Consider the following 16,667-nt stretch of genomic DNA (forward strand, 5'->3'; position numbering starts at 1 on the left):
CCTTTCATCAGCGGGTGCAGGGGGTCACATGTACCGGCCACCGGTCACCTCGACCACGGCTCCGGTGACGTAGCTCGCCAGACCGGAGGCGAGGAAGAGGACGACCTGGGCCACCTCGGCGGGTTCGCCGGCGCGGCCCATGGGGATCTCCGCGAGCTTCGCGTCCCAGGCGGCGGGGGGCATCGCCTCGGTCATGGCGGTACGGATCAGACCGGGCTGGACGGCGTTCACGCGGATGCCCGCTTTCGCGAGTTCTTTGGCGGACGCCTTGGTGAGGCCGACGAGGCCTGCCTTGGCGGCGCTGTAGTTGGTCTGGCCGAAGTTGCCGACCTTGCCGGCGATGGAGGAGATGTTGACGATGCTGCCGCCCTGTCCGTGGGCGCGCATCGCCTCGGCAGCGTGCCGGGTACCGTTCCAGGCGCCGGTCAGATGGACGTCGACGACAGCGCGGAAGTCGGCCAAGGGCATCTTGCGCAGGGTCGCGTCCCGGGTGATTCCGGCGTTGTTGACCATGACATCGACCGGTCCGAAGGCGGCGGTGCCATGGGCGACGAGGGCGGCGACCTCGTCCTCGTCGGTGACGTCGCAGCGCAGCGAGGTGGCGGCCACGCCGTTCTCGCTGAGGCGTACGGCGGCTTGTGCCGCTGCGTCCGCGTTGATGTCGCCGAGGACGACGGTCGCGCCCTCGGCACCGAGCACACCGGCGATCTCGAAGCCGATGCCCTGTGCGCCACCGGTGATCACCGCGTTCCGGCCGTCCAGCAGTCCCATGTCAGCCCGCCCCTGGCTCGGCGCTTCCCTCACTATTCCTTGTAAATAGATAACCTATTATGCTGAAACAATCAATACAGCGATCTGCTGTGCGAGCGGGGCCGGACGAGGAGAGTACGCAGGTGGACATCAGCTATCCCCCGGAGACCGAGACGTTCCGCACCGAGGTCGGAACGTTCCTCACCGAGGCGCTCCCGCCGGACTGGAAGGGCATCGGCGCCCTGGACGAGGAGGCGGCCCGCTCCTTCGCCCGTCACTGGCGCCGACGACTCGCCGAGCGCGGCTACCTCTCCCTCACCTGGCCCGAGCGCTACGGCGGCCGCGGGCTGTCCAAGCTCCACCAGGTCGTCCTGATGGAGGAACTCGCCCTGGTCGGCGTGCCGTTCGGGCTGCCGCAGGACACCTTCGGGGTGAAGATGCTGGCGAACACCCTGCTGCGCTGGGGCACGGAGGAGCAGAAGAGCCACTTCCTGCCCCGCATCCTCAGCGGCGAGGACACCTGGTGCCAGGGCTACTCGGAGCCGGACGCGGGCTCGGACCTGGCTTCCCTGAAGACCCGCGCCGAGCGGGACGGAGAGGATTGGGTGATCGACGGGCAGAAGGTGTGGACCTCCGGCGCCCACCACAGCGACTGGATCTTCGTCCTGGCCCGCACGAACCGGGACGCCTCCCAGCACCGCGGCATCTCCTTCCTCCTCGTTCCGCTCGACCAGCCCGGCGTCGAGGTGCGTCCGTTCCGCATGATGAGCGGGCAGCTGCACTTCAACGAGGTGTTCTTCGACGGCGCCCGCACCCGCGCCGATCTCGTCGTCGGCGGCGTCGACAACGGCTGGACGGTGGCCCAGAGCCTGCTGGGCGTGGAGCGCGGGGAGGAGGCGGCGACCAACCCGATCATGTTCAAGGCGGAGGTGGAGCGGCTGATCGAGCTGGCGCGCCTCCACGGCAAGGACCAGGACCCGGTCGTCCGGCAACGGATCGCCTGGTGCTGGTCCAAGGTGGAGATCATGCGCTATCTCGGCTACCGGACACTCACCGGCTGGCTGAAGGGCGCCGAGCCCGGCCCCGAGTCGTCGATCGCCAAGCTGTACTGGAGCGAGTACCACACCCAGGTCACCGACCTGGCGATGGACATCATGGGACTGCACGGCCAGGTACCGGTGGGCCGACCGCCGCTGCGCACCTACCGCGCCGACGATCCCGGCGCCGCCAACTCCTCGGCCTCCTGGTCGACGACGTACCTGATCGCCCGCTCCGGCACGATCTACGCGGGAACGTCCCAGGTGCAGCGGAACATCCTCGCGGAGAAGGTGCTGGGGCTGCCGCGCGAGCCCAGGTGACCCACTGGGTCGTTCTCGTCCGCGGCGCCGTCGTGGCCGGTCGCGCCCACGCGGCGGAGTCGCATATCCATAGCGCCCCGCGCCCCTCAGGGCGTCACCGAACCGCCGGCCGTATCGGTCGGGTCCGCTTCGGACATCTCGAAGATCCTCAGCGCGGGCACCGGACGCGGGCCGGTCCCCGGGCGCCAGCCCGCGTCGAGCTTGCGCAGTCCCACGCCGCCCGGTGCCCAGATGTGGCAGCTGTTCAGCACACCGGCGGTGGAGCGCGGGTCATGGGACGGCCGGCCGGCCATCCGGAGCCCCGCGTTGGCCGAGATGCCGGCCTGGACCACGGCCGGCCCGAGGACCCGCGCCAGCTCGTACAGGTGGGAGCACCCGGAGACACCGCGGAACCGGTCCTGGATGGCGCGGTTGTATCCGGCGGCGACACCGAGCCCGACCAGTCCGTCGAAGACGGGCGTGATCAGCGGGCACTCGGCGTGCGGGAAGCCGCGCATGTCGGCGTCGGCGGCCACGACGACCATGTCCGCGAGACGCACCCGCACCTGGAGCACCATGCTGTGGATGACGGCGGCCGACGGCTCGGCCCAGGGCCGCTCGTCGAGGAGCCGGGCCTCGACCGAGATCTCGTCGTCGCCCTCCCGGTACGCGGAGACGGTGATCGTCCGGCGGTGCAAAGGCAGTTCGCTCCGGGTCACGACGGCTCCTCCTCCCCCAGCGCCGCGAACACGGGCGTACGGTGCTCGATGAAACTGCGCACGCCCTCGCGGTAGTCCGGGGCGCGCTTGGCCACGGCGAGCAACGCGGCCGCGCTGTCGCGGCTCTCGGTGAAGGTCCGCGCCTGGTCGTCGGAGAGCTGCCGCTTGATGAGGGACATCGCGTACGGGCTGGCCGAGCGGGCCAGCTCGGTCGCGTACGCGAGCGCCGCCGGCAGGAGTTCCTCCGGCTCGGCCAGCCGGTTGACCAGGCCCATCGCATGGGCCTCCGTCCCGGTGATCCGGCGCGAGGACAGCAACAGATCGCTCGCGTTGCCGTGGCCGACCAGTCGGGGCAGCAGCCAGGACACTCCGTCCTCGGCCACCAGCCCGCGGGCGCTGAAGGCGGCGGCGAACTTGGCGTGCGGCACGGCGAACCGGACGTCGCACATCAGTGCCTGGTTGAAGCCGATGCCCGCGCAGGCGCCGTTGACGGCCGCCACGACGGGCTTCGGAAAGGACATCGGACGGGTGCGCGCGGGCAGCTGGCCGGTCGGCCAAGGGCGGGCGCCGGAGGACGCCCCGTCCAGCACGCTCATGTCCATCCCCGGGCAGAAGCTGCGCCCGGCGCCGGTGAGCACCACGGCCCGTACGCGTGGATCGGCCTCCGCCCGGTCGAACAGTTCGTTGTAGAGCAGCTCCATCTCCAGCGTCCAGGCGTTGTGCCGCCCGGGCCGATTCAGGGTGAGGAGCATGACCCCGTCGTCGGTGAGTTCGGTGAGGATCACCGGGGTCGGGTTCTCGGTCATCGGGGTCACTCCCACGGAAACCGTCGACTAATAGATAGATGAATCATCTATATCTTATGCACGACGATCATCCAACCCTTGACCTGGTATCCTCGATGCACTAAGACGATTCATTTGGCTATATGAGGAGAGCCCACCGTGGCCGAGGCAGCCCGCGCAGCAGAGACGGCGACCGTACCCGCCCCCTCCCGCAACAGCGTGGGACGCCAGGTACGGGTACCGAAGACCGCCGAACTGGTCGCCGCGCATCTGCGCCGCCAGATCGTCCGGGGCGAGCTCGAACCCGGTGACGCGCTGCCGCCCGAGTCGGGTCTCATGGAGCAGTTCGGCATCTCGCGGCCGACCCTGCGCGAGGCTTTCCGCGTCCTGGAGTCGGAATCCCTGATCACGGTCCGCCGCGGCGCCCACGGCGGCGCCCGGGTGAGCGCGCCCGACGCCGACGTCGCCGCCCGCTTCGCCGGTCTGATCCTCGAATACCGCGGGGCCACGCTGGGCGACATCTACCGCGCGGCCGCCCTCATCGAGCCGCCCTGCGCCCGCCAGCTCGCCGTCAAGCACACCGCGAACGACATCAAGCGGCTGCGCGACGCGGTGGCCGCCGAGAAGGCCGTCCTGGACGACCCGCTGGCCCTCGTCGAGGCCCAGGACGCCTTCCACGCCCTGCTGGTCGAACTCACCGGCAACCAGACCCTGATCCTGCTGTGCGGCATGCTGCGCAACATCATCGACCGGGCCAACGCCTCCTACACCGCGGCCGCCGCCGACGCCGAGACCCAGAAGGCGCAGGCCCTCAAGGGACACCGGGCCCATGTGCGAATGGTCGGCCTGATCGATTCCGGCAAGGCCGACGAGGCCGAGAAGCTGTGGCATCGGCACATCTCCAGCGCCGACGATGTCGTCAACGCCGCAGGCCCCAAGACGGTCCTCGAACTCCTCGACTGACCGACCGGACCGGCTCCCCCGCCCCGACCCCTTGCGCTCTATAAACAGTTAGATAATTATAGAAGGCGTACTGAATAGCTCCTGGGGTCCGGAGGCGACGGCCATGGCCGAACAGCGCAAGCGCATCTTCGACTGCGACCAGCACATGTACGAGGAGCGGGACTCCTTCACCCGCTACCTCCCGAAGGAGTTCCTCGGCGCGGCGGTCGCACCGGTGACCCTGCCGGACGGTCGGGAGGTGATTCTCGCCGGCGACCGGATCGTCGTCTGCCTGGAACCGGAGTTCGGGCAGGTGTACCGCCCCGGCTCACTGAAGGAGATGCTCAAGGCGATGGCGTCGGGCAATCCCGAGGAGACCTATCAGTTCGAGCCGATGCACGAGGCGTACCAGAACCGCGAGGCCCGGCTGCGGATCATGGACGAGCAGGGCCTGGATCAGACGATCATGTACCCGGGCGGCTGGGCACTGGTCGCCGAGGAGTACGTGAGCGGCGTCGAGCCGCTCTACGCCAACTACCACTCGTTCAACCGGTACATGAACGAGGTGTGGGGCTTCAACCACCAGAACCGCATCTACGCCCCGGCCCTGCTCTCGCTGCGCGACCTGGACCACGCGGTGCAGGAGCTGGAGTACGTCCTCAACGAGGGCGCCCGCTTCATCCTGCTGCCCACCGGGCCGATGTACGGCCGCTCCCCGGGCGACCCGTACTTCGACCCGTTCTGGAAACTGGTCAACGAGGCCAAGGCAAGCGTCTGCTACCACATCAGCGAGTTCTACTACAACTCGCAGGTGGCGCCCGCCTGGGGCTTCGACCCCAGTCCCATCCACTTCCGGATGTCTGCCTGGCAGTGGCAGAACACCTACGGTCAGCGGCCCGTCGAGGAGACGCTCTCCGCGCTGATCTTCGACAACCTCTTCGGCCGCTTCCCCGACATCAACATCCTGGTCTCCGAGTTCGGATCCGAGTGGGTGCCGCACTTCGTCCGCCACATGGACAAGAGCCGGGGCATGGGCCGCAACGGCCCCTGGATCGGCGGTCAGCTGGACGAGCGTCCCAGCCAGATCTTCCGCAAGCACGTGCGCGTGGTGCCCTATCCCGAGGACGACATCGTGAACGTGGTCAAGCGCCTCGGCTACCACGAGTCCATCGTGATGGGCTCCGACTTCCCGCATGCCGAGGGCCTGGCCAGCCCGGCCGACTTCCGCAAGCTCATCGCCGAGCTCGACGAGTCCGCCCAGGACGACATCATGTTCCACAACGCCCAGCAGCTGATCAGCCGCTGAGCCCCTGCGCACCATCCGCCTGGCGGCGGGCCCGGTCTAACGGACCAGGCCCGCCGCCAGGTTCGCGATTTCGGTGAGCAGAGCGGTACCGCGCGGGGAGTGGTCGTAGCCGGCGAGCGGGTAGCCGTTGCTCAGGCACGCGAAGGACAGGCCGGACTCCGGGTCCATGAAGCCCAGTTGGTAGGCCGCCCCGGCGCTGCCGAAGAGCGCCGGCGAGCCGGTCGACGGCAGGTTGCTGCCCGCGTCGGGGCCGGCCACGGTCACGAACAGCCCCATGCTCGTGCGGCGGCTGCCGCCGCCCCCGTAGATCTGCTCGCCGTACGGATGGGTGGTCAGCCGGATCCGGACGCCCTCCGCGACCGCCTCCGGCTTCCACAGGCCGGAGTGGACCAGCGCCTGGAAGTAGAGCGCGACATCGGCGGCGGTGGCCACCAGGGCGTGGCTGGGCTCACCGGCCGCCAGCACCCTCGGGTCGGACAGGTACCACGGCCCCCACGGGTCGGGGTCCTGGTCGTCGCCGGTGCGGTCGGTGGCGAGCATCGGAGCGACACTGCCCCGCTGCCTGTCCACCGGCACCCCGAGCTCGATCGACGACAGGCTCAGCGGCCCGGCGATCCGTTCACGCAGGTGGTCGGCGAAGGCCAGGCCCGTGCGCCGCTCGACGATCTCGGCGATCAGCCAGGTCGCCGATGTGAGGTGGAACTGGAAGCGGCTGCCCGGCGGGGAGTCCAGCCGCCAGCGCCCGAAGGCCGCCAGTCGCTGCTCGCGGTCGAGCATCTTCGGGTAGCCGAGCGGGGCGAAGGGGAAGCCGGCGGTGTGGGTGAGCACCTGCTCGACGGTCACCCCCTCCTTCCCGTTCGGCGCGAACTCCGGGATGATCGCGGCGACTGGCTCGCTCACGTCCAGCAACCCATCGCCGATCAGCTTCCACACCACGCCCGCGACGATCGACCGTCCGACGGACTGGAGGATGTAGCGGGTCCCTGGCTCGGCGTCGCCGTAGGTCTCAAAGGCCACCAGGCGGCCGTCGTGGGCGACGGCGACCTGAGCGGACGGCAGGGGGCCGTGGTCGACCTCCCGGCGGATCCGGCTCAGGAGGACGTCGAGTCGCTGCGGGTCGACATGGTCAGGCACGGATTCCTCCTCGGTACGGCTCCCGCAGGTCTCGGCGTAGGACCTTGCCGTTCGCGTTGCGCGGCAGAGCGTCCACGAACCACCAGCGGACGGGGACCTTGAACCCGGACAGACGGTCGCGGGCATGGCTTCTGAGCGCCGCCGGTTCCGGCGGGGCATCGGGGTCGGCCGGTACGACGAAGGCGACGACGGTCTGGCCGAGCCGCTCGTCCGGCACGCCGGTGACCGCCGCGTCCGCCACACCCGGGTGTGCGGCCAGAGCCGTCTCCACCTCCAGCGGATGGACGTTCTCACCACCCCTGATGATCATGTCGCTCTGCCGGCCGAGCAGGTAGAGATAGCCGTCCTCCGCCACCCGCCCCAGATCGCCGCTGTGCAGCCAGCCTTCGGCATCGGTCCGGAAGAGATGGCCGGCGCGGGCGTGGATCTCACCGACACCGTCCGGACCGGCGCCCTCGAGCCTGATCTCGACGCCGGGAGCGGGGCGTCCCACCGACCGCAGCAGCTCGGTGCGTCCCGCGACCGCCTCGCGGTGGTCCTCGGGGGTGAGCACGCTGATCGGCGAGCCCTCGGTCTGTCCGAACATGTTGAGCATGCGAACACCGGGCATCGCCTCGTACGTCCGTCGCAGCGTGCCGGGGCGGACGGGGGCGCCGCCGTACTGGAGGGTCCGCAGGGTCTCGTGGCGTGCCTCGCCGGCCGCCAGCAGGGTCTCCAGCATCGCCGGGACCATGCTGGTGTGGGTGATGCCGAGGTGCCGCAAAAGGGTCCAGCCCTCGACGGTGAAGCGGGGCAGCCCGGTGATCAGCGCGCCCGCGGCGAGGGCGACGGCGATGTTGCCGAGGCCGGCGATGTGATGAAAGGGGGCGCTGCCGCCGTAGAAGCTCTCGGGGTCGAGTCCGCACAGCCGCCCGTTGACGTGGGCTCGGGCGGCCAGGCGTCGCTGGGTGATGGAGACCGGCTTGGGCATGCCCGTGGTGCCGGACGTATGCAGGACGGCGGCGAGTTCGTTCGGCTCGGCGGTCAATTGCCTTGTACTGGCTGGCAGTTCGGGCGCGATGCAGAGCCGCTTGCCGGACAGCTCGGCGACCCGCTTGCCGAGGTCCGAGAACTCGGGTTGCGCCAGGAGAACTCCAGAGCCGGTCGCCTTGACGACTTCCGCGATCTCGTACGCGGTCATACGGACACCGAGCGGAGCGAGCGGGTGGCCCGATCCGGCGCCACCGATCACCAGGGCCAGGGCTTCGGCGGACGTGGCGACCAACGCCGGGACCGGCACGCCGGGTTCCGGGCCGAGGGTGTCCAGCCAGTCGGCGGCGCCGGCCGCACGGTCGAGGAGTTCGCGTCCGGTCCAGGTCAGGTCACCGAACCGGACCGCGGGGCGGGCGTGGTCGTAGGCGCGGCTCACCAGGGCGGTCCAGGTGGCTGCCGTCCCGGCCCGCTGCGCGGCGCCCACCGGCTCAGGGCTCCAGGCGGGCCGCCGCGGTGCCGGTGACCACCTCGACGCCGTCCTGGTTGACCGTGCGTACGGAGAAGTGGGCCACCGGGCCGGTCGGCGTGTCCTCGACCGACTCGACGGTGACCGTGGCCGCGAGGGTGTCGCCGGGCCGGACCTGGGCTTTGAATCGCACGCCGTAGCGCAGCAGTGCCTCGGTGCCGACCCAGTCGGTGAGGACCCGGCCGGTCATGCCCATCGTCAGCATGCCGTGGGCGAAGACACCGGGGTATCCCGCGGCCTCGACGGCGAACCGCTCGTCGGTGTGCAGCGGGTTGAAGTCACCGGAGGCGCCCGCGTACTGGACGATCCGGGTGCGCTTGAGGTCGTCGACGAGGACGCTCTCGCGGGTCTCGCCGGCCTTGATGCCGGCCACGCTCACGCTCATCGGGGGTCCTTCGGGGTCGCGGGGCCTTCGGGCACGACGGCCACGGTGACGGCGCTGACGACGCGTTCGCCGTCGGCGTCCCGGTATTCGGTGACGCGCTCGCTGAACAGCAGCCGGCCGCTGCGGCCCTGCTTCTCCCAGCTGCGTCCGGGGACGGTGCGCGCGTACAGCGTCTCGCCGGCGCGCACCGGACGGTGGTACTCGAAGTGCTGCTCGGCATGCAGCCCGCCGCCGCCCTCGGCCATCGTGCCGGGGCCGCCACCGGACCCGAACCACTCCTCGTCCGGCTTGGGCCGCAGATGGTAGTCCGGGTCGTAGTGGGCGCTCGCCATGGTGAAGGTGGGAGGCGCGAGGGCCGACTCGCCCTGATACGCCGGGTTCTCGTCGCCGATGGCCCGGGCGAACATCATGATGTGCCCGGCCTCGACGGGGAACGGTTGCCCTGTCATCGTCGTGCTCCTCGGTCGCAACAGCAGGTCAGTAGGGCAGGAACGCGTCGCGGGTGGCGTCGTCCGGATCGAAGTCCGGGGGCACTCCCTCGAACTTCGGCTCCCGCTTCTCCATGAAGCTCGCGACGCCTTCCCGGAAGTCCGGTGAGCCCGCGAAGAACTCCATGGCGGAGTAGGAGCGGGCGAGAGCGTCGGTGAAGGTGCGGTCGAGGTCGCCGTACACCTGATGACGTACGACGGCCATGGCGCGCGGTGAGCAGTTGCGGGCGATGTCCCGGGCGTAGGCGCGGGCGGCGTCGAGCAGGTCCTCCGGTGCGACGACCCGGCTGACGAGGCCGAGGTCCTTCGCCTCGTCGGCGTCGAAGACCCGGCCGGACAGCAGCAGGTCGAGCGCGTTCTCCAGACCGATGACGCGCGGCAGCACGTACGGCAGGTTGTACTCGCCTGCCAGGCCGCGGCGGGTGAAGGCAGTGGTGAACCGGGCGCCCCGGGCGGCGAAGCGTACGTCGCAGATGAGCGCCTGGACCATGCCGATGCCGGCGCAGGCGCCGTTGATCGCGGCGATCAGCGGCTTCGGCAGGGTGCGCCTGCTGTACATGGGCACGCGCGCGTGGAGGTCGAGGGACTGGCCGGGTCTGGCGTTCTGCTCCAGGCGCTGGACGTCCATGCCGGGGCAGAAGGCCCGGCCCGCGCCGGTGACGACGACCACGCGTACGGCGGGGTCCTGTGCGGCCTCGTCGAGAAGCGCGAAGAAGCGGTTCTCCATGGGGATGCTCCAGGCGTTCTTCCGCTCGGGTCGGTTGAGGGTGACGGTGGCGACTCCGTCCTCGTCGACTTCGTAAAGCACCAGGTCCTCGGCCATCACGTCACTCCTCGGTCAGCGGTTCGATGGGGTCGCCGACGCCCGGTCGCTCCCCGGAGATGGTCACCACCACCTGCCCCCGCGCGCAGATACGTCCGTCGGTGATCACGTCGACGTCGGCGAAGTGCACCCTGCGGCCGCGCTTGACGCAGCGCGCGTAGGCGACGGCCTCAGGGCCCCGGGCGGGCGCGAGATACTGCACCGATATCGACACCGTGCTGAGCCGGCTCCCCTTGCTGAAGTCGTGCCCGGCGATCACGGCTCCGGAGCCGGCGGTGTCGATGAGCGCCGAGATCACCCCGCCGTGGAAGACGCCCTCGTGGGCGGAGAGGGACTCGGCGAAGGGAAGCGCGATCTCCACCGCTTCCGGGTCCCAGCGGGTCACCCGGATGCGGCAGCGGCGGTTGAAGGCGACCCCGTGCTCCCAGCGGGCCCGGAACCACGCGCGGCGTTCGCGCTGCTCCTGTTCGGTGAGGGTCCTCGCCGCGACGGTCATCAGCACGCCCTCCGGTCTCGGCCTGTCGGCCAGGTCCATATAGTTACATGATTTGGATAGTTAAATCAATGAAGCGGGACTTGATCTCGATGCTAGATGTATTATTTATATAACTCATTAGCTGTCTGTGAACAGAGGGAGACCCCGATGCCGTCGACCGCCCTGGCCGGGATCCGCGTCCTCGATCTGTCCCGCATCCTCGCCGCGCCGCTGGCCACCCAGATGCTGGCCGACCTGGGCGCGGAGGTGATCAAGGTGGAACGGCCCGGTACGGGCGACGACTCACGGACCTACGGACCGCCGTTCGCGCGCGGGACGGACACCGCCGCCTTCTATCTCTCCTGCAACCGCAACAAGCGGTCGGTCACCGTCAACCACGCCACCGCCGAGGGTCAGGAGCTGATCCGCGCGCTCGCCGCCCGGTCGGACGTGCTGGTCGAGAACTTCCGCGCCGGGACTCTGGCGAAGTACGGTCTCGACCAGCAGAGTCTGCGGGAGCTCAACCCGCGGCTGGTCTACCTCTCCGTGACGGGCTTCGGCCAGACCGGGCCGTATGCCTCGCGGCCCGGCTACGACGGCATCTTCCAGGCCATGTCCGGAATGATGAGCGCCTCCGGACACCCCGAGGAACCGATGAAGGTCGGCGTCAGCATGGTCGACATCCTCACGGGCCTGTATGCCTCGACGGCCGTGCTGGCGGCACTGCGGCACCGGGACGCCACCGGCGAGGGCCAGTTCATCGACCTGTCCCTGCTTGACTGCGGACTGGCCTCGCTCTCCCACTTCGCGATGAACTACCTGGTCTCCGGCGAGGTGCCGCGGCGGCGCGGCAACGGCGGGTATGGCGGAATCCCCTCCCAGGCCTTCCTCTGCGAGGACAAGCCGATCTTTCTGGTCGCGGGCAACGACAAGCAGTTCGCCGGGTTCTGCGCGGCGGCCGACCGCACCGATCTGCTCCAGGATCCCCGGTTCGCCACGACGTCCGCCCGGATCGCTCACCGGGAGGAGATCCTGCCGGTGCTCGAGGCGATCCTGCGGACCCGGACGCGGGACGAATGGCTGGCCGTGCTCGACGAACACGACGTTCCGGCGGGGCCGTTCAACGAGCTGCCCGAGGTCTTCGCCGATCCGCAGATACGGCACCGGGAGATGCTGGTCGACATCGCGGACCCCCTGTCGGGGCGACTGCCGCTGCTTGCCAATCCGATCCGGTTCTCGGCCACGCCGGTCGAGGGGTACGGGGCGCCGCCGGCGCTCGGGGAGCACACGGCGGAAGTCCTCGCGGAGCTGGCCGAAGTGACGGACAGTCAGCTTGCGGGGTTGCGGGCGCGGGGTGTCGTGTGACGGCGTTTATCGCCCCCGCCGCCCCTACCCGTCCCATCCCTGGGGCTCCGCCCCAGACCCCGCTCCTCAAGCGCCGGAGGGGGCGACCAGCCACAAAGCCCTGCCCAGCGCCACCCGGTTCACCCGATCAGCGTCCGCCCGCCCTCGAGCATCAGCGTCGCCCCCGTCAGATACGCCATGTCGTCGCTGACCAACGCCGCCACCGCCCGGCCGATGTCCGTCTCCGGGTCGCCCATCCGCCCCAGGGGGATGCCGGCGAGCACGCGTTCGGCCTTCTCGGGGTGGGCCTTGAAGTAGGCCTCCGCCGCAGGGCTCAGTGCGGCCGGGCAGACGACGTTCACGCGGATCCCGTACGGCCCCCACTCCCGCGCGGCGACCCGCGTCAGGCCCCGGATCGCCTCTTTGGCCATGGCGTACGCCGCGAAGTTCACCTCTCCCTGCACCGCGGCCGACGAGCCGAGGTTGACGACGCTGCCCCGCGTGGCCTTCAGATGGGGCAAGGCCGCCCGCATGGCCTGAAAGGTGGCCAACGGGCCGCTGCGGTAGGCAAGTTCGACGTCCTCGTGCGACGTCTCCTCCAGCCGGCGCTGGACGGAGGTCTGCGCGTTGTTGACGAGGACGTCGAGGCCGCCGAACTCCCGTACCGTCTCGGAGACCATGCGGTCGACGTCCGCCCGCTCGCCGACATCCCCCACGACCGCGTGGGCCCGCCCACCGCGCTCCACGATCTCGGCGACCGCGTCCTTGAGTCTGCTCTCCGTACGGCCGGTGATCACCACGGCCGCCCCGTCGGCCGCCAAGGCGAGCGCGATACCCCGGCCCACGCCCTGCCCGCCCCCGGTGACCAGGGCCGTTCTACCCGACAGCCGCTGCATCACGTCTCCTTCCAGAAGGCCGCCCAGGAGGGGAAGGCGCCGGGCAGCGCCGGTTCCCCGGCCCCCTCCCAGCCCTTGAAGCCCACGTCTTGGGGGCGCTCGGTCGTGTCGGCCGCGTACCAGTGCTGCTCACGGCGCCGGGAGAAGTACCACTCGCCGTCCACGCGCGCGTACTCGTCGAGATAGCGGATGGCCATGACGATCCACCGCTCCCCCACCTCGTGCTCGGCCCGGCAGTAGACGGAGCCGGTGGCGGTGTCGCGGCCGGTGAACTCGATCCGGTGGCCGCAGATCTGGTGGACCGACCGGTGGAAGCCGCGGACGAGGGGTTCGATGTGCGCCCGTAGTACGTCTCTCCCGCGACCGTGGCGACCCATGTCGACGTCGGGCCGGAAGCAGCCCGCCCAGGCGTCGAGATCGCGGGCGTCCACGGCCAGGGCGTAGCGAACGGGCAGCTGCTGGACTGCCAGATGGGACTCGATCCGGTCGATGCGCTCCTCGATCGCCGTCACGGCCGTGGCTCCTTCGGCAGCCCGAGGAGCTGTTCCCCGATGATGTTGCGCTGGATCTCGCTCGACCCGCCGTAGATCGTCTCCGCCAGGGAGAGCAGGAAGGACCGCTGCCGGGTGTCCAGGCCGTAGTCCTCGCCCACGATCTGTCCGGCCGGACCGGCCAGCTCCATGGCGAGATGACCGAGTTGCTGGTGACGCGTGGAGGCGTACAGCTTGGCCGTGGTGGCCTGGGCGCCGGGTGCGCGGCCCCCGGTCAGTTCGGCCAGGGTGCGCAGGTTGGTGGTGCGCGTGATCCGTACGGAGATCCAGGCGTCGACGATCCGGCGGCGCAGCATCGGGTCGTCGAGTGCTCCCCGTTCGCGGGCCAGCTCGATCAGTGCCTCGGCCTCCCGTTCGAAGGTGAGCTGCTGGGGCAGGAGCGTGGTGCCGCGCTCGATCCCGAGGGTGGCCATCGCCGTGCGCCAGCCCTCCCCGGCCTCGCCGACGGCCATGTCCGCGCCGGTGCGCGCGTCGGAGAGGAACACCTCGGCGAACTCGTCCTGGCCGGCGAGGTTGCGGATCGGGCGGATCTCCACGCCCGGCTGGTCCGTCGGAAGGAGCAGCAGGGTGAGGCCCTTGTGACGTAGGGAGTCCGGGTCGGTGCGGGTGAGGACGTAGAGCCAGTCGGCGTGGACGCCGAAGGAGGTCCACAGCTTCTGGCCGTTGACCACCCACTCCTCGCCGTCGCGTTCGGCCCGGGTGCGGACCGACGCGAGGTCGGAGCCGGCGCCGGGTTCGCTGAAGCCCTGGCCCCACAGTTCCTCGACGGCGAGGATCGGTGGCAGGAAGCGCTTCTGCTGCTCCCCGGTTCCCATCCTGAGGAGCATCGGCCCCAGCAGGTCGAGGGCGTTGACCGTGGCCCGGTAGGGAGCGTTCACGCGGGCGTACTCGTACTCGAAGACGATCTCCTCGAGGAGTCCGAGTCCTCTGCCCCCGTACTCCTCGGGCCAGCCGACGCCCAGCCAGTGCCCGGCGGACAGCTCGCGGTCCCAGGCGAGGCGAACCTCCCAGGCCGCGCCGTCGGTGGGGCCGCCCACGCCCCGGTGCTCGGCGAACTCACCCACCAGGTGATCGGCGAGCCAGTCCCTCAGCTCGTCGCGGAAGTCGCGTACCGCGGGCCCGAAGTCCACTTCCATGTCTGCGTTCTCCCTGGGGTCTCAGAGGGGTCTCGGAGAGGGCTCAGATGCCGAGCCGGGCAGCGAGCAGTTCCCGGTGGTGCGACGGCGTGCCGAGCAGCACCTCGGAGCTCTTGGCCCGCTTGAGGTAGAGGTGGGCGGGGTGTTCCCAGGTGAAGCCGATCCCGCCATGGACCTGGATGTTGTCGCCGGCGACCCTGGTGAACGCCTCCGAGCAGAAGGCCTGGGCCAGGGCCGCCGCGATCGCGATCTCGGTCTCGTCGTCCGCGTCCAGGGCCCAGAGGCCGCCGTACGCGGCCGAGCGGGCGGACTCGATGTCCACCAGCATGTCGGCGCACTTGTGTTTGATCCCTTGGAAGGAGCCGATGGGCCGGCCGTACTGCACGCGGATCTTGGCGTACTCCACGGCGGCGTCCAGGGCGGCGGCCGCTCCCCCGGCCTGTTCGGCGGCGAGCAGGACGGAGGCGGTGGCGAGGGTGCGTTCGAGGGCGGGCCATGCCGTGCCCTCGGTTCCCAGCAGGCGGGCGGGGGTGTCCGTGAACTCCAGCCGTGCCTGTTTGCGGGTCTGGTCCAGGGTGGGGAGGGGCGTACGGACGAGGCCTGGCGCGTCGGCGCCGACCGCGAGGAGGCTGATGCCGGAAGGGGTCCGTGCGGCGACCAGGAGCAGGTCGGCGAGATGGCCGTCGGGGACGTAGGTCTTCGCGCCGGTCAGCCGCCATCCGGTGGCGGTCTCGCGGGCGGTGAGCCCGATGCCCGGCGCGTCCCAGCGGCCGCCGTCCTCGGTGAGCGCCAGGGTGGCCACCGTCGCGCCCGAGGCGATGCCCGGCAGGAGGTCGCGTCGTGCCTGTTCGTCGTCGCAGCGCAGCAGGGCCTCGGCGGCCAGGGCGACGGTGGCGAAGTACGGCCCGCACAGCAGGGCGCGGCCCGCCTCCTCGAAGACGATGCCGAGGTCGACGTAGCCGAAGCCCGAGCCGCCGTACTCCTCCGGCACGACGAGTCCCTGCAGGCCGAGTTCGCCGGCCATCCGCCGCCAGACGAAGGGGTCGTGGCCGCGCGGATCGGCGGCCAGCCGGCGTACGGCCGCCTCGTCGGAGTACTTGGCGAGGAACGACCGTACGACCTTGCGCAGTTCGTCCTGTTCCTCGCTGAAGCCGAGATCCATGCCGGGCTTCCCCTCCTCGCTTGCCGACCGCTTGCTCACTCACTCCACGATACAGTTAGATAATTATAGTATCCGCACTGATTGCACCAGGAGGGCGACGTGACCGATCCGTACGCAGCGTTCAGGAGCCTGACCTTCGAGCGGCCCACGCCGGGCGTGCTGCGCGTGGTGCTCGACGGACCGCACCTCAATGCGGTGGATCCGAAGATGCACGGCGAGCTGGCCGACATCTGGCGGGTGATCGACCGGGACGAGCAGACGCGTGCCGTGCTGATCCAGGGGGCCGGCCGCGCCTTCTCGGCCGGCGGGACGTTCGACTCCATAGAGGCGCTGACCGAGGACCACGCGGTGCGGGCCCGGGTCATGCGCGAGGCGCGGGACATGGTGTACGGAGTGATGAACTGCTCCAAACCCGTGGTGTCCGCCCTCCACGGTCCAGCGGTCGGCGCCGGGCTGGTCATCGGGATGCTCGCGGACATCTCGATCGCCGGGCGCACCGCGAAGATCGTCGACGGGCACACCCGCCTCGGGGTCGCGGCCGGTGACCACGCCGCGATCTGCTGGCCGCTGCTGTGCGGCATGGCCAAGGCCAAGTACTACCTGCTGACCTGCGAGACCCTCACCGGCGAGGAGGCCGAGCGGATCGGGCTGGTGTCGAAGTGCGTGGACGACGAAGACGTCCACGCGGAGGGCCTGCGTGTGGCGACCGCCCTGGCCGCCGGTCCCGCCAGCGCCCTCAGCTGGACCAAGCGGTCCCTCAACCACTGGTACCGCACCGCCCAGCCGATCTTCGAGGCCTCGCTGGGGCTGGAGTTCTTCGGGTTCGGCGGACACGAGGTCGTCGAGGGACTGGCGGCTCACCGTGAGAAGCGCGCCCCGGACTTCGAGGCGGTGGCGAGCAAGCACCCGCTCGATCTCTGACCATCTCCGAAAGGA

Annotated in this window: 18 protein-coding genes; 5 read left to right on the forward strand and 13 right to left on the reverse strand. The window is 70.3% G+C overall.

Translation table 11 applies throughout. The annotated features are described in order from the left end of the window. Positions 1 to 24: 24 nt before the first annotated feature. Positions 25 to 771 carry a 3-oxoacyl-ACP reductase FabG gene (fabG, locus tag ACFT32_RS00650; RefSeq protein WP_382484149.1) on the reverse strand — a complete coding sequence of 249 codons (747 nt, stop codon included), beginning with the start codon at positions 769 to 771 and terminating at the stop codon, positions 25 to 27. Positions 772 to 893: 122 nt separating this feature from the next. Here fabG and ACFT32_RS00655 point away from each other — a divergent pair, with 122 nt between their 5' ends. Then, positions 894 to 2,108 carry an acyl-CoA dehydrogenase family protein gene (locus ACFT32_RS00655; RefSeq protein WP_382484151.1) on the forward strand — a complete coding sequence of 405 codons (1,215 nt, stop codon included), beginning with the start codon at positions 894 to 896 and terminating at the stop codon, positions 2,106 to 2,108. Between the two features lie 86 nt (positions 2,109 to 2,194). Here ACFT32_RS00655 and ACFT32_RS00660 read toward each other — a convergent pair whose 3' ends face one another. Together ACFT32_RS00660 and ACFT32_RS00665 are read right to left on the reverse strand one after the other, a co-directional pair. Further along, the gene (locus tag ACFT32_RS00660; RefSeq protein WP_382484154.1) at positions 2,195 to 2,806 is read right to left on the reverse strand and encodes a DUF2889 domain-containing protein; all 612 of its coding nucleotides are present in this window, start codon (positions 2,804 to 2,806) and stop codon (positions 2,195 to 2,197) included. Continuing rightward, positions 2,803 to 3,612 (reverse strand): enoyl-CoA hydratase-related protein, encoded by an 810-nt coding sequence (locus tag ACFT32_RS00665; RefSeq protein ID WP_382484156.1) that lies wholly within the window; start codon positions 3,610 to 3,612, stop codon positions 2,803 to 2,805. Before ACFT32_RS00665 ends, ACFT32_RS00660 begins: the two co-directional genes overlap by 4 nt. Positions 3,613 to 3,750: 138 nt before the next feature. On the opposite strand from ACFT32_RS00665, the gene ACFT32_RS00670 reads away from it, so the two are divergent. After that, positions 3,751 to 4,554, forward strand: a complete 804-nt coding sequence (locus tag ACFT32_RS00670) for a FadR/GntR family transcriptional regulator (protein WP_382484159.1) — start codon at positions 3,751 to 3,753, stop codon at positions 4,552 to 4,554. A gap of 103 nt (positions 4,555 to 4,657) precedes the next feature. Continuing rightward, positions 4,658 to 5,839 (forward strand): amidohydrolase family protein, encoded by a 1,182-nt coding sequence (locus ACFT32_RS00675; RefSeq protein ID WP_382484162.1) that lies wholly within the window; start codon positions 4,658 to 4,660, stop codon positions 5,837 to 5,839. A gap of 36 nt (positions 5,840 to 5,875) precedes the next feature. Here the strand turns inward: ACFT32_RS00675 and ACFT32_RS00680 are convergent, their stop codons facing one another. From ACFT32_RS00680 to ACFT32_RS00705, 6 genes are read right to left on the reverse strand one after another with little or no spacing between them, the layout of a single operon-like run. Continuing rightward, entirely contained in the window at positions 5,876 to 6,973 is a 1,098-nt protein-coding gene (locus tag ACFT32_RS00680; protein ID WP_382484164.1) for a serine hydrolase domain-containing protein, read from the reverse strand. Beyond that, positions 6,966 to 8,429, reverse strand: a complete 1,464-nt coding sequence (locus ACFT32_RS00685; RefSeq protein ID WP_382484166.1) for a class I adenylate-forming enzyme family protein — start codon at positions 8,427 to 8,429, stop codon at positions 6,966 to 6,968. The genes ACFT32_RS00680 and ACFT32_RS00685 overlap by 8 nt, the downstream gene beginning before the upstream one ends. A gap of 4 nt (positions 8,430 to 8,433) precedes the next feature. Further along, positions 8,434 to 8,856 carry a MaoC family dehydratase gene (locus ACFT32_RS00690; RefSeq protein ID WP_382484168.1) on the reverse strand — a complete coding sequence of 141 codons (423 nt, stop codon included), beginning with the start codon at positions 8,854 to 8,856 and terminating at the stop codon, positions 8,434 to 8,436. After that, complete coding sequence (locus ACFT32_RS00695) at positions 8,853 to 9,305, reverse strand: MaoC family dehydratase N-terminal domain-containing protein (RefSeq protein WP_382484170.1); 453 nt, start codon at positions 9,303 to 9,305, stop codon at positions 8,853 to 8,855. The genes ACFT32_RS00690 and ACFT32_RS00695 overlap by 4 nt, the downstream gene beginning before the upstream one ends. Before the next feature lie 28 nt (positions 9,306 to 9,333). After that, positions 9,334 to 10,167, reverse strand: coding sequence for an enoyl-CoA hydratase-related protein (locus tag ACFT32_RS00700; RefSeq protein ID WP_382484173.1), 834 nt, complete (start codon positions 10,165 to 10,167; stop codon positions 9,334 to 9,336). 4 nt (positions 10,168 to 10,171) lie between these two features. Continuing rightward, positions 10,172 to 10,702: a PaaI family thioesterase gene (locus ACFT32_RS00705; protein WP_382484176.1), complete on the reverse strand. Its 531-nt coding sequence runs from the start codon at positions 10,700 to 10,702 to the stop codon at positions 10,172 to 10,174. Positions 10,703 to 10,810: 108 nt separating this feature from the next. Between ACFT32_RS00705 and ACFT32_RS00710 the strand changes: the two genes are divergently transcribed. Continuing rightward, entirely contained in the window at positions 10,811 to 12,007 is a 1,197-nt protein-coding gene (locus ACFT32_RS00710; RefSeq protein WP_382484178.1) for a CaiB/BaiF CoA transferase family protein, read from the forward strand. Between the two features lie 119 nt (positions 12,008 to 12,126). Here the strand turns inward: ACFT32_RS00710 and ACFT32_RS00715 are convergent, their stop codons facing one another. The 4 genes from ACFT32_RS00715 to ACFT32_RS00730 are packed head-to-tail and all read right to left on the reverse strand — an operon-like array spanning position 12,127 to position 15,731. Then, the gene (locus tag ACFT32_RS00715) at positions 12,127 to 12,882 is read right to left on the reverse strand and encodes an SDR family NAD(P)-dependent oxidoreductase (protein ID WP_382484180.1); all 756 of its coding nucleotides are present in this window, start codon (positions 12,880 to 12,882) and stop codon (positions 12,127 to 12,129) included. Then, positions 12,882 to 13,394, reverse strand: a complete 513-nt coding sequence (locus ACFT32_RS00720; RefSeq protein WP_382484182.1) for a nuclear transport factor 2 family protein — start codon at positions 13,392 to 13,394, stop codon at positions 12,882 to 12,884. The genes ACFT32_RS00715 and ACFT32_RS00720 overlap by 1 nt, the downstream gene beginning before the upstream one ends. Then, the gene (locus ACFT32_RS00725) at positions 13,391 to 14,569 is read right to left on the reverse strand and encodes an acyl-CoA dehydrogenase family protein (RefSeq protein ID WP_382484184.1); all 1,179 of its coding nucleotides are present in this window, start codon (positions 14,567 to 14,569) and stop codon (positions 13,391 to 13,393) included. Before ACFT32_RS00725 ends, ACFT32_RS00720 begins: the two co-directional genes overlap by 4 nt. Before the next feature lie 43 nt (positions 14,570 to 14,612). Further along, positions 14,613 to 15,731 (reverse strand): acyl-CoA dehydrogenase family protein, encoded by a 1,119-nt coding sequence (locus ACFT32_RS00730; protein ID WP_382486987.1) that lies wholly within the window; start codon positions 15,729 to 15,731, stop codon positions 14,613 to 14,615. 99 nt (positions 15,732 to 15,830) lie between these two features. Between ACFT32_RS00730 and ACFT32_RS00735 the strand changes: the two genes are divergently transcribed. Then, positions 15,831 to 16,652, forward strand: a complete 822-nt coding sequence (locus ACFT32_RS00735; protein ID WP_382484185.1) for an enoyl-CoA hydratase/isomerase family protein — start codon at positions 15,831 to 15,833, stop codon at positions 16,650 to 16,652. Positions 16,653 to 16,667: the final 15 nt, after the last annotated feature.

It is taken from the genome of Streptomyces sp. NPDC057002 (assembly GCF_042673825.1).
Lineage (GTDB): Bacteria > Actinomycetota > Actinomycetes > Streptomycetales > Streptomycetaceae > Streptomyces.